Consider the following 15,773-nt stretch of genomic DNA (forward strand, 5'->3'; position numbering starts at 1 on the left):
GAAGGAGTGTTTCCAAACCATGTCTATTATCGTTGACGTTTACGCACGCGAAGTCCTTGATTCCCGCGGCAATCCAACTGTTGAAGTAGAAGTAGCTCTTGAGTCCGGCGGCAAAGGCCGTGCAATCGTTCCTTCCGGCGCATCCACTGGTGCGTACGAAGCGGTTGAGCTTCGTGATGGCGACAAAGGCCGTTACCTCGGCAAAGGCGTTCTGAAAGCTGTTGAGAACGTGAATACATTGATCGCTCCTGAGATCATTGGTCTGGATGCACTTGATCAAGTAGCAATCGACCGCAAGATGATCGAGCTGGACGGTACGCCTAACAAGGCGAAGCTGGGCGCCAACGCGATCCTGGCTGTTTCCATGGCAGTAGCACGCGCAGCAGCAGACGCTCTGGATGTGCCTTTGTACACTTACCTGGGCGGATTCAACGCCAAGGCGCTCCCAGTGCCAATGATGAACATCGTAAACGGCGGCGAGCATGCCGACAACAACATCGACGTTCAAGAGTTCATGGTTCTGCCTGTAGGAGCTCCTACTTTCTCGGAAGCACTCCGCATCGGTGCGGAAATTTTCCACAACCTGAAGTCCGTACTGAAGGACAAAGGCCTGAACACAGCTGTTGGCGACGAAGGCGGCTTTGCTCCTAACCTTGGTTCCAACGAGGAAGCTATCACGACAATCATCTCCGCAATCGAGCGCGCTGGCTATAAGCCGGGTGTTGATGTATTCCTGGGTATGGACGTTGCTTCCACTGAATTCTTCAAGGACGGCAAGTACCACCTGGAAGGCGAAGGCAAGTCCTTCACATCCGCAGAGTTCGTTGACCTGCTGGCTTCCTGGGTTGATAAGTACCCAATCATCACAATCGAAGACGGCTGCTCCGAAGACGACTGGGAAGGCTGGAAGCTGCTCACTGAGAAGCTCGGCGGCAAAGTACAGCTGGTTGGCGACGACCTGTTCGTAACGAACACTGAGCGTCTGTCCCAAGGTATCGAGAAGGGCATCGGCAACTCGATCCTCGTTAAAGTTAACCAAATCGGTACGCTTACGGAAACCTTCGACGCTATCGAAATGGCGAAGCGCGCAGGCTACACAGCTGTTATCTCCCACCGTTCCGGTGAGTCGGAAGACAGCACAATCGCGGACATCGCGGTTGCAACTAACGCTGGCCAGATCAAGACTGGTGCTCCTTCCCGTACGGACCGCGTAGCAAAGTACAACCAACTGCTCCGCATTGAGGACCAGCTGGCTGGAACAGCTCAATACGCTGGCAAGGCAGCATTCTACAACCTGAAGAGCTTCAAGTAAGTTTTTGTAGAGTGTCTAGCTTGATGATATTGTACAACAAGGCAAGTTAAGAGCAGGCCGGTTAGCGGCCGCTCCCCACATACCAAGAACCGGCGCTGTTAGCTAACTAACGGCGCCGGTTTTTTTGTGTTATCAGAAGTTGCCCCTCTATAAGATCTGTCCAAACTCCCCGCAGTATCGCTGCGATGTATTTTCCTTGTAAAGAAAAGTGGAAATACCGCAATTATTTTCCTTGATTTCACACTCTCTTAAAGTCCTATTGACATGCCCTAAACAAAGCATCGTTAAAGTTACAGGAGTAACACGAGACAAAAGGAGTGGCATAATGGACGCACAGCATCCTGAATTGAAGCTGCCGGCAGCTCCGGCGGTTGTACAGGAGACACAGACAGCACACAAGGACAAGCTTCGTGCGAGGCGCTGGAAGGAAGGGGCCCTTGGGTACCTGTTTCTGGCTCCCTGCCTGGTTTTGTTTACGATTTTTCTATTCTACCCGCTTGTGAAGTCGGTTTATTTAAGCTTTCATCTGACAGATCCCCGTGGGGAGGTAGCTGCTTTCGTAGGGTTGGAGAATTACATCAATCTTGCAGCGTCCGGACAAATGTGGAACAGCTTGAAGGTCACGCTGCTGTTTGCGCTGTATACGGTTCCGGCGGGAATCGTGCTGGGGCTGATTATGGCAGGCCTTACCCACGCCAAGCTGAAGGGAATGAAGATCTTCCAATTCATCTTCTCCGTTCCGCTCGCCTTATCGGTCAGCACGGCATCGGTAATCTGGGTCATGCTGTTCCACCCTTCGATGGGGATGTTCAACTACTTCCTCTCCAAGATTGGTGCAGGACCGATTCAATGGCTGACTGACCCAAGCTGGGCCCTGATCTCCATATCGCTGATGACCGTCTGGATGCAGTCGGGCTTCAACTATATTGTGCTGCTGAGCGGCATACAAGGCGTGCCTGAGGATATCGTGGAGAGTGCGAAGATTGACGGTGCAGGCCCAATTCGCACATTCGTGCAGATCGTGTTCCCGCTGCTGACGCCGACCGTGTTCTTCTTATCCGTAGTGAGCATCATTCACGCATTCCAGTCGTTCGGTCAGATTCACCTGATGACCAAGGGTGGACCAGCGGGTTCTACGGAAGTGTTCGTCTATTCGATCTACAAGGAAGCGTTCATTAACTATCAGTTCGGTACAGGCAGTGCGCTGGCGCTGACGCTGTTCGCTATCATTATGATTCTGACATTCATTCAATTCGCCGTGCTGGAGAAGAAGGTGCATTACCAATGAGTATGAGAAAATCACTGAACAAAGCAGTCATCTACGGCATTCTCGCCGTGCTGGCCGCGCTGATGATGTACCCGCTTATCTTCACGTTTATGTCCGTCTTCATGACGGCTCCGGAGATGAACCAGTACCCGCCGAAGCTGTTCCCGTCGAGCCTCTATCTGGGCGGACTCCAGTCGGTGCTGGAGCTGATTCCGCTGGACCGTTTTGTCATTAACAGCTTCGTGATGTCGGGTATCATTATGATCGGACAAGTTATTACGGCGGCCATGGCGGCGTATGCCTTCTCTTATATCCAGTTTCCAGGGAAAAATGCATGGTTCGCCATCTTCCTGTCGACCATGATGATTCCGTGGGAAGTGACGATCATCCCGAACTATCTGACGATCAAGTCATGGGGCTGGATGGATTCCTATCAAGGGCTTACCGTCCCCTTCCTGGCTTCCGCCTTCGGTGTGTTTCTGCTGCGCCAATTCTTCCTGCAGCTGCCGAAGGAGCTGTTCGAGGCGGCGAAGATCGACGGCTGCGGCCATATCCGCCATTTTATAACGATTGTGCTTCCATTGGCTCGTCCGGGTCTGGCATCCCTTGGTGTCTACGTCTTCCTGACGAACTGGAATATGTATCTGTGGCCGCTGCTGATTACGAACAGTGTAGAGATGAGGACCGTGCAGATCGGCATCAGCATGCTGCAGTTTGAAGAGTATACGGCCTGGAACATTGTGCTGTGCGGCGTTGCGCTTGTCCTGCTGCCTTCGCTGCTGCTGCTCGTCTTCGGTCTTAGGCAGCTTGCCAGGGGCATTACGGCAGGTGCGGTTAAAGGTTAGTGCGATTGGCCTAAGGAAGCGCCAGACGCTGCTGACACTGCAGACAGGCTCTGCCTTTTGCTCAAGGATGTTGGAGGATGGGAAAGTCAAGCTGTTGGCCTTCGCCCTTTAAGGGGCGTGTCCATAAATAAAATTCAGGTAAGAAGAGGGAGAGAGAAGAATGAAAGCTGGAATGCTTAGAAAGCTACTGCCGCTTGTTACGGCGGTTATGCTCGTATTCTTGGCCGCATGCAGCGGCAACAACAATGCGGGTACGAACACGAACACATCAGGGAATGCGGTAGGGGCGTCTGCACAGCCTTCTGAAGGCGGCGCGGAACCAGCAGATTCGAAGGATCCGGTCAAGGTCGTATGGTGGCACTCTATGGGCGGCGAGCTGGGTAAGGCAGTAACCGGCCTGGTAGCTGATTTCAACGCTTCCCAGTCTGATGTAATAGTCGAGGAAGTCTACCAGGGTACGTATGACGAGAGCCTGAACAAAATGAAAGCTTCGCTCGGCTCGGACAGCGGCCCGACGATGATCCAGGTCTATGAAATCGGCTCCCGCTTCATGATCGACTCCAAGGCGATCACGCCGGTTCAAGAGTTTATTGACGCAGAAGGCTATGATCTCTCCCAGCTGGAAGAGAACATTATTAATTACTATACGTTCGACGGCAAGCTGAATTCGATGCCGTTCAATACATCCAACCCGATTCTGTACTACAACAAAACCATGTTCAAGGAAGCGGGTCTTGATCCGGAAAACCCGCCTAAGACATTTGAGGAAGTGAAGGCAGCTGCTGAAGCGCTGTCGAAGAACGGCAAGACCGGCGCTTCGTTCGCCATCTATGGCTGGTTCATGGAGCAGTTCTTCGCCAATCAGGGTGCTGAGTACGTCAACAACGGCAATGGCCGTACACAACCTGCCAGCGAGTCGGTTCTGAACGCTGAAGCTGGCGTGAAGACACTCACATGGTGGAAGGACCTTGTGGACAGCAAGCTGGCTATGAACCTTGGCCGCAAGACAGATGAGACCAAGAAGGCATTCGCAGCCGGTCAAATCGCGATGACGCTTGACTCGACCGCTTCGCTGCGCGGCATCGTGGACGGTGTTGGCGGAGCGTTCGAGGTAGGTACGGCATTCCTGCCAAAGCCGGCTGATGCGCCGGAAGGCGGAGTAATCGTCGGCGGTGCGAGCCTGTGGGTGATGAACAACAAGTCTGAGGAAGAGCAGAAGGCAGCTTGGGAGTTCATCAAGTACATGGCGAAGCCGGAAACGCAGGCACAGTGGCACATCAACACAGGCTACTTCCCGATTACGAAGAAAGCCTATGATGAAGCTGTCGTGAAGGAGAACATGGAGAAATACCCGCAGTTCCAGACAGCTGTTGACCAGCTGCATGCAACGGCAGCAAGCAAGGCGACTCAGGGTGCGGTTATGGGTGTATTCCCGGAAGCCCGCCAGATTGTTGAGGATGCCATTGAACAGGCATTGACTGGCCAGAAGGACCCGCAGAAGGCGCTCGACGATGCGGCGAAGGCCATCACAGACAAGATCGCAATCTACAACAAGACGGTAAAATAACGAAACACGGATTCAAGGATGTCCCGGATGCTCTGGGTGCGGCTGGCTAACAGCTGCATCCAGGGCATTTTCCCGCTTCAACGGGTGTTCATGTCCATCCAGCAGCAAAATCACAAAGAAATGCCCCAAAAAACGGAATAGTAACAACTGCATGAGACGGTATAATAAGAATTGATCCGGATTATGGCAGCGCTTTATACGAATATAAGAAACGGTGGTGTCTGATATGGCAAAAGCGCAAGTCGGTTTGCAGCTGTATACGCTTCGTGATCTTACGGAGAAGGACCTTCTGGGCACGCTTGGCAAGGTAGCGGAAATTGGATATAAGGCCGTTGAGTTTGCGGGTTTCTTCGGGCATTCAGCGGCGGAGGTCAAGAGAGCGTTGGATGATAACGGGCTGACAGCGCCGTCGGCGCATGTGCCGCTTAATTTTGAAGAACCAGAGAAGCTTGAATCGGATCTGCAGCGCCAGATTGAATTTGCGAAGGAGATCGGTTTGGAGTATGTGGTCACGCCTTGGTATCCAATGCCTGAGCAGCCGAGTGAAGAGGACTTGGCGAAATTTACCGGGGTTGTGGAGCGTGCCTGCGAGCTGGTTACTTCTGCCGGTCTGAAATACGGCTATCATAACCATGACTTTGAGTTCAAGCAGGTCGGCGGCAGGACGATCATGGACCATCTGCTGGAGCGGATCCCGGCTGAACGCATGATCGCGGAGTTTGATCTGGGATGGATTCATGTTGCAGGGTACAAGCCTGTAGACTACATCAATCAGTATGCCGGGCGCGTGCCGCTGGCCCATTTCAAGGATTTTGGCAATGGACGCCGGGATACGGAGATTGGCAGAGGTACAGTGGACTTCGAGAGCGTGCTTCACGTGGCAGATGAGGCCGGCATCGAATACATGATTGTGGAGCAGGAGGAGTTCGCGAATTCCTCGCTCGAGAGCGCAGCGATCTGTCTCGAGTTCTTCAAGGAACGGGGCTTGGCATAGCCCGGAACAGCCGAATGCTTATGGAGCGGTGTACCTCGTGCACCGTTTCTTCGCATTTGCAGATTTGTACAGGTAGTTGCTGTCAATTTGTTGTATTCACGCTTGTGATGTGGTAGAATGATGATGCTGTGTTTCTTGGACTGCTTTTTTCTGTACATGCCATTTCGGCGATCGTACATAGCAAGCTTTCCGATGAACGGGACTTGGATAAATTAGACTCCTCACCGGGAGGTGGAACTATGGATACCGCAATGAAAATCTTGTTGATCATCTTCTCGCTGGGCCTGATCGCGGCTGTTCTTCTGCAGAAGGGGAAGAGCGCAGGCTTGTCCGGTGCGATAACTGGCGGAGCTGAGCATCTGTTCGGTAAGCAAAAGGCGCGCGGCTTGGATTTGTTCCTGCAGCGTCTGACTGTTGTGCTGGCCGCAGGCTTCTTCATTCTGTCGCTTGTCGTCGCATACCTGGTGAAAGCTTAAAGCTGAATATGTGTACATGAGAAAGCAGGCTGATGCCTGCTTTTTTTGTTTTTTCCGCTGAGACGGATTCAATTTCCGCATTTCGTGTATACTTAATGGTATATGGAAATCTATCACAGACCTTAGTGTGCGCATGTTGTGTGCGCCGCAGGCGTGACTTGGGGTGAATTGACAGTGGTGACGGAGCAGGAATTGCTCGATTTTATGCGGGAGATGGCTTATAAGCCAATGACGTACCAGGAGCTGGAGCAGCACTTTGGCATTGAAGATGCTGCAGAATTTAAGGCTTTCCTGAAGCAGCTGAACGAGCTGGAGGAAGCAGGGAAAATCATACGCACCCGCAACGAGCGCTATGGTGTACCAGAGCGGATGAATCTGCTGCGCGGGCGCGTGCAGGGACATGCGAAGGGCTTCGCCTTCCTGATTCCGGACGAGAAGGAGCATCCGGATGTCTATCTGCATGCGAATGATCTCAAGAGCGCGATGAACGGAGATATTGTGCTGGTGCGCATAACGTCCAAGAGTGAGGGCGGCGGCCGGATGGAAGGTGAAGTGGTCCGCGTTGTTAGTCGTGCCATCAAGCAGGTAGTCGGTACGTTCGAGCATCATGAGGCCTTTGGTTTCGTCGTGCCGGATGACAAGCGGATTAACCGGGATATCTTCATACCCCGCGAAAGCTTTAATGGAGCGGTTACCGGGCAGAAGGTCGTGGCAGACATTGTCACGTATCCGGAGGGGCGCTCGGCGGCGACAGGCGAGATCGTGGAGATCCTCGGCCACAAGAATGATCCGGGTGTGGACATCCTGTCCATTATCCGCAAGCATCAGCTTCCGGAGGGCTTCCCGGATGAAGTGATGGCGGAAGCGGAGGCGGCGCCTGATTCCATATCGGAAGAAGAGATTGTGCAGCAGGGCCGGCGGGATCTCCGCGGCAGGACGATTGTGACAATCGACGGCGAAGATGCGAAGGATCTGGATGATGCCGTAAACGTTGAAATCTTGGAAAACGGTAATTACCTGCTCGGCGTCCATATCGCCGATGTTGGCTATTACGTGCGGGAGAAATCACAGCTGGACGAGGAAGCATACCGCAGGGGCACCAGCGTGTACCTAGTGGACCGGGTTATCCCGATGCTGCCTCACCGGCTGTCGAACGGCATCTGCTCGCTGCATCCGCAGGTGGACAGGCTAACCTTGTCCTGCGAGATGGAGTTCGAGCCGGGTACCCTCAAGCGGGTACGGCATGACGTGTTTACGAGCGTCATACGCTCCAAGGAACGGATGACGTATAAGGCGGTCCGCCAGATCCTGGTCGATGACGACGCGGAGCTGAAGGAGCGGTACGCCGACTTGGTCGACATGTTCAAGCTGATGGAGAAGCTTGCAATGGGCCTGCGCTCGAAGCGGATGAAGCGCGGCGCGATCGACTTTGATTTTCAGGAATCGAAGATCATCGTGGACGAGAACAGCAAGCCGGTCGACATCGTGAAGCGCGAGCGCTCGGTGGCCGAGCAGATTATCGAGGAATTTATGCTGGCGGCCAATGAGACGGTGGCGGAGCATTTCCACTGGCTGCGCGTGCCGTTCCTCTACCGGATTCACGAGAACCCGAACGACGAGAAGCTGATGACCTTCGTGCAGTTTGCGGCGAATTTCGGCTATGTGGTGAAGGGTAAAGGCAACAGTGTCCATCCGCGTGCGCTTCAGGATCTGCTGGAGCAGATCAAAGGACAGAAGGAAGAGACGGTTATCTCTACCATGATGCTGCGCTCCATGAAGCAGGCGAAGTACGATGCGGAGAGCCTGGGCCACTTCGGCCTGGCCGCGGAATTCTATTCGCATTTCACATCGCCGATCCGGCGGTATCCGGATTTGGTTATTCACCGCGTTATCCGGGAAGTGCTTGAGGGCGGCGGTATGCTCAGTGACCAGCGCCAGGACGCGCTCTCACAGCGGATGCCGGAGATTGCGCAGCATTCATCGGAACGGGAGCGTGTGGCTGTCGAGGCCGAGCGTGATGTCGAGCAGATGAAGAAATGCGAATTCATGCTGGATAAGGTCGGCGAGGAATTCGACGGCATCATCAGCAGCGTGACGAGCTTCGGCATGTTCGTGGAGCTGGACAATACCGTGGAAGGCTTGATCCGTCTGAGCGATCTGACGGACGATTATTACCACTTCCACGAGCTTCATATGGCGCTGATTGGCGAGCGCACCTCGAAGATCTTCCGGATTGGCGATGATGTCCGCATCCGTGTAGAGCGGGTTAACATGGCCGAGCATACGATTGATTTCGGCATGGTGGATATGAAGCCTCGGGGCGGCGGCGGCGGCTTCAGGAATGGCGCGCCAGGCGGCGCACGCGGCGGCGAAGGCCGTGGCGGCGGTCGAGGCCCGGGCCGCGGAGCGGGAGCGCCAGCCGGCGGCCGTGGCGGCCGGGGCGGAGAGGCAGTGCCGGCACGCGGCTCGCGTGGCGGCCGCGGGGGAAGCCGTGGCGGCAGCGATGCGCCAGCGGCAGGAGCAGCAGGCGGCGATCAGAAGCGCGGCACAGGCAGCAGCCGCAAGGATATGTGGGGCCTGCCGATCGGAGGCTCAGCAGGCGGCGGCGCAGGCCGGCCAGGCGGCAACGGCGGGACTGGCTCCCGGCGCAAGAAGGCATCTGACACCGGAATCTTCGTCGGTGAGCAGGGCGGCACAGCGGCTGGCGGCAGCGGCTCGGAAGGCGGCGCCGGCAAGAGGCCGCGCAAGCGCAAAGGGAAAGCTGGCGGCGGCAATGCGACAGCTGCTTTCGTAAGGAAGAAGAGGAAGTAAGCTTACGGGGAGCGAAGGAAACGGAAGCAGGCCCGTATAGTGCGCAGTGGAGCGGGAGCAGCACATCTGCCTTAGTGCGGATGGCTGCTTTCGCTGTTTTATATGGATGAGTGGGCGGCTGCCCTGTCATGCTTGGCAGCTGCCTTGATTTCCCCCATCAAAGTTGTTACAATTATTGTCTGACGCATGCAAGGCCGCAGCCTATGTTTAGTTGGCAGCGGGATGCGGGTAAGCTAATGATGTTACCGATGTGGTCTGTCAAATGGCGGATCCGCGGGGAACAGAATGATGTCGGTCCGGGCAGAGGAGGGGCAGTTATGGCGAAGAAGAACCAGGAGCAGAAGCCGCTTGCGCAGAATAAGAAGGCATCGCATGATTATTTTATCGAGGAAACGTATGAGGCTGGCATGGTCCTGACCGGTACGGAGATCAAGTCGGTGCGCATGGGCAAGGCTAACATCAACGACTCGTTCGCAACGATCCGTAATGGCGAGATGTTCATCCATAACATGCACATTAGTCCCTTCGAGCAGGGCAACCGGCACAATCCGACAGACCCGACGCGGGCACGGAAGCTGCTGCTGCACCGGTCGCAGATCAACAAGCTGCTCGGCCAGGCGAAGCAGGAAGGCTACGCGCTAGTGCCGCTCAAGATCTACACGCGCAACGGCTATGCCAAGCTGCTGATCGGTCTTGGTAAAGGCAAGAAGCAGTATGACAAGCGTGAGACGGCCGCGAAGCGGGATGCCCAGCGTGATATCCAGCGGGCGCTGCGTGAGAAGCAGAAGGTCGCGCGTTAAGAGAAGCTAGGATTTAGCCAGCTAGTGGTGGCTTGCCAGTACTGGCATACCAATACTGGCGGCAACCGGGATGGTTCCCAGCAAGCTACTGAGCATCTTGTTCGGAGATGTGCTATACTGATTTGTGTAAGGCGATTGCAGGCGGTCCTAGACACTTGCAAGAATGCAGCGTGGAGCTGCAGATTTAGCAATACCAGCTTGGCTGACCGTCAAGCCTCAGCTAAACGGACCATAGACGTTCGTTTATGCGACTTACGGGGGCGTTCTTGGATTCGACGGGGATAGTTCGAGCATGGGTTGCGGGTAGTGGGGACGCGTCCGCTTCATCAACGCTAAAGCCTATTAAATGGCAACCAACGTACAACTTTAGCAGCAGCCTAAGAAACTGTATGCTAAGCTTCTACCTGGCATCGCCCATGTGCTAGGATAGGGGCCCAACCTTAGTGGGATACGCCAATTGGTCTCCGCCTGGGGTCAATCGGAAGAAGACAATCAGGCTGACCTAGATCGAAGCCGGTTACGGGGCGTCGGCCTAGGTGACATCAAAACTGTGACTACACCCGTAGAAGCCTATGTGCCGTTATCTTCGGACAGGGGTTCAAATCCCCTCGCCTCCAAGGATATACAAGAAACTTGTATAAAATGAGCCTTGTATTTCCTTGAAGGACGAGGGACCTGTTCAGACGGTTAGCAGATCAACAATCTGCCAGCCGTTTTCTTTTTTTTCAAGGGTTATTTTGCGGAACATGGATTGGATGATTTCTTTTTGTGTTCCGGCATCAAGTAGCGTCCAGTGGTCACGAAGGTTGATCATCATCTGAATGAGGTCTTCCGTGGGTATTTCCATCTCGTACACATCTTCCTCTTTAGCCTTGGCGTATATGTCATTCATCCGCTTTTCTTCATCCTCAATCAGCATAGCGTAGTCCCCTGGCGATAATTTGCCGTCCCCCAGTGCCATCATCCAGTTTTTACGCCGCCGGTTGCTTATCTCGACTTCTTTCTGCATGTCTACCTGTTCCTTACGCTTTTGCTTGCGTTCTTGGACAGTCTGGCCACTTAAGAGGATGCGCTCGAACACTAGCTTATTCAAAACCGTCTCCGAAATAAATGGAGTATCACAGGTCTTGTATAGATAGTTATTGTGGCAGCGGTAACCTTTATATATGGTCATGCCGGTTTTTAGTTTTTGTTTAGTGCTGTTTCCATTGAAGTTTGATCCGCACTTATTGCACCTTAGAATACCACTATAAGCATATTCGTAGCTGTTGTTGCTCATCTCGCCTGACTTCCTTCGACTCTGCATCTTCTTGGCTTTCTCGAAATCGTCCACACCGATAATAGCCTCATGGTCGCCTTGCGTCAGAATGCGTTTATCTTGGTCCCAGTCGGCAGGTTTGAAATGGTTAAACCCTGCATAGGTGGGATTGGATACAATCGTTAGAACGGCCTTGGCATCCCATTTGCCGCCTTCCTTAAGCCGGGAATGTGAATTCATGTGCTGAGCAATTTTGTTCCTTCCCATACCACTGAGGTACAACTCATATACTTCCCGAACCAACTTGGCCTCATCTTCCACGATTACCAAGTTATGTTCGGGGTCATACGTATACCCTAGCGGCGGCCGGCTCATATGTCTGCCGCCTTTGTTTGCTTTCTTAACCAATCCTTTCAGCGTCTCTTCTCGAAGGTTGTCCAGGTAAATTTCAGCCCATATCCCGGAGAATAGAAGGAACGCTTTACCCATTGGCGAACGGGTATCAATCTCCTCCGACCCTTGGGCTGCGATGATAAGGCGGACCTCAAGTTTATTAATCATAGCCATGAACCCGTATAAATCCCCGAGGTTTCTGGATAACCGGTCAAGTTTGTGGATAAGTATGGTGTCAAACTTTCCATCTTTCATGTCCTTGATCATCATCTGTATGCCGGGACGTTTAAATGATCCCCCACTTACCCCGGGATCAGAATAGACCTTGAACAACTGCAGCCCCTTGCGTTCGATTAAATCCATCAGAATATCGTGCTGGGCTTCTAATGAAAAACCTTCCTCGGCCTGACGGTCGGTACTTACCCTTATATATATAGCAGCTCTATTCACTGTTAACCCCCTACATCATTTTATGTATATTATAGGGGACCAAATGAGGTATAGGAAGCAAAAAAAGCCCCCATTGTTGGGGGTGAATGATATAATATGGACAAGTACATAGAATGGCTTGCAAGGGCGGTCGGCTAATCTCCCGGAAGGGAGGTGAGGCCATGGAGGTATATCAGGCACTGACGTTGATGTTCATGTTTGGCATGTTCATTATCGCGTTGCTGACGTATATCAAAAAGAAATAGACCGCCCTGGGAAAAGGTAAACGGTCTATTTCTGATCGCTATTCCGAAGCCGACCGCTCTTCAAGCGGCTGTGTGCCCGGACCGTGGATGCTCCAACATCTGCGGTCCTTTCTTATTGTAATCTTATCACAGTGGTTTTAGACATGCAATTACCATATACCTGATTTGTCATTGATCTTCTTGACGGCGCTGTCAAGACTTTCCTCTTGCCTGCGAGCTTTTCTTATATTAAATCCGTGGCGAATGTACTCTAAAATGAGAACTAGAATTATAAATGACATGAAAGCATATAAAACGGATTGTTCGAAAGCATGATTATAAAGATCGCGTAAGCCATGAGAGTTTTCGATGAGAAAGTCTGAATTGTTAACCAGTTCTAGCTTCTCATAGTCTGGTAGATAACTATAGTACTCATCGTAAATTTTAGTGAAAACTGCACTGGCTACAACAAGCGATAGGATGATGTTCAGTATTCTGAAGAGCAAAAAATCTCCCACTTTCCCCGTTGGCAATAGTATTGAAGCTGTACTGTAATTTTAATCCATCCCACCAATAAGTCAATAATTTCAATAGTAAAAAATACCTACAGATTGTATAATAAAACCAGCAGTTACCTTGGCAATGGGAGCATGTTTATGGATTATGTCATCTATGTATTATTAGACTGCCTGGACACTCTAGCAGTGGTTTTCTTGATGCTGGCGATTTTTCAATACCCTATCCGAGAATACCTAAAAGAAATCACAATCCTTTGTCTGGTGTTAGGTCTAAGCTCTCTGCTGAACCGTGAGATCTTAGGGATTTCGCCGGTCGTTGACCTCTTAATTCACATCCTGCTTTTAATATTAGGATTACTTTTCTTGATGAAAGTGCGATTATATAGATCAGTGCGCATCGTGGGTCTTGGAGCTGTTGGTTACTTTGCAATACAGACTATAGTGGTCATGTTATCCAACTCACTAGGCATTGTGAGCACCGAATTGTTAGAGATATCTAACAGTTGGCCTTCCCGATCCGTCCAGTTAACTTCACAGGGAGTCACCTATCTGCTGGCTTACCTAATCGTTGTCTTTGATCTTGGCAGGACCAAGTACATCCGGCCGCCACATGATTTTTATATGGAGATAGGTAAAGAAGCTAGGGGAGTGTTCATTCAATCTGCTGTGACATTGGCTATTCTTGCAATTGGTTATTATATATATATCGAACATGTTGAGATTGCTGCTGCTGCAGCCATGGTTAACGTCTTGTTCTTGGTCATCATCTATCTAACATACAGGAGGGACAAGCGGAATGAGCTTAATACTCCAAGCCTCCGACATGATTTCTACCAAGATCAAGCAGGCGAACCCTGAAGAAACAAGTAGTGTAGAGCGTATGCGCGCGCTGCTGGCCTTGCAATTCCTGAATTACGGCATAATCGCAACCGTGTTAGTAGTGGGGTTGATAACGGGGAAGGTAGTGGAGTCAGCCTTATCCTGCCTTTGCTTTGTATTTCTGCGGAATGCAACAGGGGGATTCCACTTTAAAAATCTTGATCATTGTTTTCTGTTCAGTGTCTTTGTTATTTCTATCGGCCCTCATATACAGACAGAGAATTTGGCTGTGATCATTTTAACATCCAGCATTCTTGTTGCTATTTATTCTGAAAAGAAAAAGGCTTTACCGGTAACCCTGATACTGGGCAACCTTTTAATAATGTCGCCCGTCATAGCACTAGCATTTTTAATGCAGGCGCTAACTTTGATCAAACTAGGGAGGTGAACGCACTATGAAGAGGATTATTGCCAAGAAAGTGTCGCAGTGGTTAGAAGGCAGCAAGGCAGCTGAAGGACCAGAGGCAGCGAGAAAGTGGTTTACTGGGAGCATTGTGGTCCCAACTGATAACAAGCAAACAAAAAAGTAGGGATCGAGATGCCAATCATAGTTTATTGTGTGAAGATGGAACCGGAGAAAGGAAGAGTTATCTGCAGAAATTTGGATGTCCTGAGTGATGTCTTTTTCATGGGGCTAACTCCGAAACCGGTTAAAAAGGGACAAAAGTTCGAGCATCCCCCTGGCATTCCTTTTTTTCAAACTGTTGACGGCATGTATCTACAGATAAATAAAATTGATACCTATTATGAGCATTTGAGGCCGCATCAATTTGATCTGTTGACGACTTCCCATTTGGTTAATATGAATCTTGTAGATCGGATTATATTAACCCCTTATGGAAATGAGGCATATTTCATTGGCGGTGGAGACATAAAAGTTCCGGTATCTAAATATAAAACGCAAGAATACAAGCATTTAGTTGTAAAGAGGTCCTTTGGTCCCGAATGGGGGTTCTAGGACCTCTATTTTCTTGAAATTCCATATTATAATTTGCGTACATATAATCTGTCAATAGCAATTCAGGAGGGTAGACTGTCCCCAACAATTGACAATATTCGACATCCGTAGTTGTCAAAGGTGTGTTATGATCTAAATAATTCATGTGTTGAAAAAATGTTGACTTAATCAAGTTATTATGTATTTTGATAGTGTGCTGAGGGCGAAGGGTTGCCCCTTCATTCTTGATCAGGTCTCAGCCAAGAGTATAGGTCGTCAATATTGCACCTTAGAACGATAGATATAGACTTGGCATCGGTCAGACTCGCAAGATACCGGTTGTTCTCCAGGTTGGAAATCGTAGTTTGTGAGACGCCGGACAAGTCTGCAAGCCGCTGTTGTGACAGACCTTTATGCTTTCTGATTTCCCTGATCAAGCATCGCCCGGGCTTTATGATAGCCATGTGCGATACTCCTCAACAATAAAAATACGAACATGCGTTCCATTATGTGAGAACAAGTGATATAATATTAATCATTCGACAGGACGGAGCCGTGATAATAATGCCCAAGAAAACAATTGTGATCACCACTAGCCTACTAAGAGAATTGGGACTTAATTCGGCAACGTTCGCGAATATTAAAGATAAGAAATAATTACTTTAGACCTCTGAGCTGCCTTTCGGTTCGTACATAAGCTATAAACCGCAATAGTTCTTCCTGGGTAAGCTTTTCGCCATCAACAACCAGGTCGATTTGCTCGGAGATTTCTTCATCAGTAAGGTTAAGAATGTCTATTATAGTTTTAGCGTCTTCTGATAGGTTGTGATTAGGATCCTCGGTTCTACCTAATAAGAAGTCGGTGCTTACCGAATAGACTTTAGACAACTTCGCAATCATTTCGGCATCTGGTTGAGTGCGGTCATACTCCCAGTTGCTATATGTGCTATGTCCTCGCAACCCCAACTTTTCAGCCACTTCAGCCAAAGTCCATCTCTTTTCTCTTCGGAGTTGCTTAAGCTTGTTTCCTAGTGTACTCAAG

At 50.9% G+C, this 15,773-nt stretch carries 16 protein-coding genes and 1 other RNA gene; 14 read left to right on the forward strand and 3 right to left on the reverse strand.

What is annotated here, in order from left to right; genetic code table 11:
• Positions 1-19 precede the first annotated feature (19 nt).
• The 9 genes from eno to ssrA all read left to right on the forward strand — a co-directional run bounded on the left by eno (position 20) and on the right by ssrA (position 10,690).
• The gene (gene eno, locus DNH61_RS11520) at positions 20-1,312 is read left to right on the forward strand and encodes a phosphopyruvate hydratase (protein ID WP_111146813.1); all 1,293 of its coding nucleotides are present in this window, start codon (positions 20-22) and stop codon (positions 1,310-1,312) included.
• A 325-nt stretch (positions 1,313-1,637) separates the two neighbouring features.
• A complete protein-coding gene (locus DNH61_RS11525; protein WP_111146814.1) occupies positions 1,638-2,600 on the forward strand; it encodes a carbohydrate ABC transporter permease in 963 nt (320 codons plus the stop codon).
• A gap of 2 nt (positions 2,601-2,602) precedes the next feature.
• Positions 2,603-3,424, forward strand: coding sequence for a carbohydrate ABC transporter permease (locus DNH61_RS11530; protein WP_111147337.1), 822 nt, complete (start codon positions 2,603-2,605; stop codon positions 3,422-3,424).
• Positions 3,425-3,584: 160 nt separating this feature from the next.
• Entirely contained in the window at positions 3,585-4,991 is a 1,407-nt protein-coding gene (locus DNH61_RS11535; protein WP_111146815.1) for an ABC transporter substrate-binding protein, read from the forward strand.
• A gap of 226 nt (positions 4,992-5,217) precedes the next feature.
• Positions 5,218-5,985 carry a sugar phosphate isomerase/epimerase family protein gene (locus tag DNH61_RS11540; RefSeq protein WP_111146816.1) on the forward strand — a complete coding sequence of 256 codons (768 nt, stop codon included), beginning with the start codon at positions 5,218-5,220 and terminating at the stop codon, positions 5,983-5,985.
• 239 nt (positions 5,986-6,224) lie between these two features.
• Positions 6,225-6,461 (forward strand): preprotein translocase subunit SecG, encoded by a 237-nt coding sequence (gene secG / locus DNH61_RS11545; protein ID WP_111146817.1) that lies wholly within the window; start codon positions 6,225-6,227, stop codon positions 6,459-6,461.
• 174 nt (positions 6,462-6,635) lie between these two features.
• Entirely contained in the window at positions 6,636-9,272 is a 2,637-nt protein-coding gene (gene rnr / locus DNH61_RS11550) for a ribonuclease R (RefSeq protein WP_111146818.1), read from the forward strand.
• 317 nt (positions 9,273-9,589) lie between these two features.
• On the forward strand, positions 9,590-10,072 hold the full coding sequence (smpB, locus tag DNH61_RS11555) for an SsrA-binding protein SmpB (protein ID WP_111146819.1): 483 nt from the start codon (positions 9,590-9,592) through the stop codon (positions 10,070-10,072).
• A 256-nt stretch (positions 10,073-10,328) separates the two neighbouring features.
• Positions 10,329-10,690: a transfer-messenger RNA gene (ssrA, locus tag DNH61_RS11560) on the forward strand.
• Positions 10,691-10,751: 61 nt separating this feature from the next.
• Here ssrA and DNH61_RS11565 read toward each other — a convergent pair.
• Entirely contained in the window at positions 10,752-12,173 is a 1,422-nt protein-coding gene (locus DNH61_RS11565) for a recombinase family protein (protein ID WP_111146820.1), read from the reverse strand.
• Positions 12,174-12,334: 161 nt separating this feature from the next.
• Between DNH61_RS11565 and DNH61_RS26985 the strand changes: the two genes are divergently transcribed.
• From DNH61_RS26985 to DNH61_RS11590, 5 genes are all read left to right on the forward strand, one after another.
• Positions 12,335-12,418 carry a putative holin-like toxin gene (locus DNH61_RS26985; RefSeq protein ID WP_181438715.1) on the forward strand — a complete coding sequence of 28 codons (84 nt, stop codon included), beginning with the start codon at positions 12,335-12,337 and terminating at the stop codon, positions 12,416-12,418.
• A gap of 635 nt (positions 12,419-13,053) precedes the next feature.
• Complete coding sequence (locus tag DNH61_RS11580) at positions 13,054-13,773, forward strand: hypothetical protein (RefSeq protein WP_111146823.1); 720 nt, start codon at positions 13,054-13,056, stop codon at positions 13,771-13,773.
• On the forward strand, positions 13,712-14,182 hold the full coding sequence (locus DNH61_RS11585; protein ID WP_111146824.1) for an accessory gene regulator B family protein: 471 nt from the start codon (positions 13,712-13,714) through the stop codon (positions 14,180-14,182). Before DNH61_RS11580 ends, DNH61_RS11585 begins: the two co-directional genes overlap by 62 nt.
• Positions 14,183-14,189: 7 nt before the next feature.
• Complete coding sequence (locus DNH61_RS26990) at positions 14,190-14,324, forward strand: hypothetical protein (RefSeq protein WP_281272379.1); 135 nt, start codon at positions 14,190-14,192, stop codon at positions 14,322-14,324.
• 8 nt (positions 14,325-14,332) lie between these two features.
• Positions 14,333-14,752, forward strand: coding sequence for a hypothetical protein (locus DNH61_RS11590; protein WP_111146825.1), 420 nt, complete (start codon positions 14,333-14,335; stop codon positions 14,750-14,752).
• A 218-nt stretch (positions 14,753-14,970) separates the two neighbouring features.
• On the opposite strand, the gene DNH61_RS27235 is transcribed toward DNH61_RS11590, so the two are convergent.
• Both DNH61_RS27235 and DNH61_RS11600 read right to left on the reverse strand, forming a co-directional pair.
• Positions 14,971-15,195, reverse strand: a complete 225-nt coding sequence (locus DNH61_RS27235) for a helix-turn-helix transcriptional regulator (protein ID WP_111146826.1) — start codon at positions 15,193-15,195, stop codon at positions 14,971-14,973.
• Between the two features lie 193 nt (positions 15,196-15,388).
• Entirely contained in the window at positions 15,389-15,772 is a 384-nt protein-coding gene (locus DNH61_RS11600) for a helix-turn-helix domain-containing protein (protein ID WP_181438666.1), read from the reverse strand.
• Between the last annotated feature and the right edge of the window lies 1 nt (position 15,773).

The sequence above is a fragment of the Paenibacillus sambharensis genome, assembly GCF_003233845.1.
GTDB lineage: Bacteria > Bacillota > Bacilli > Paenibacillales > Paenibacillaceae > Paenibacillus_I > Paenibacillus_I sambharensis.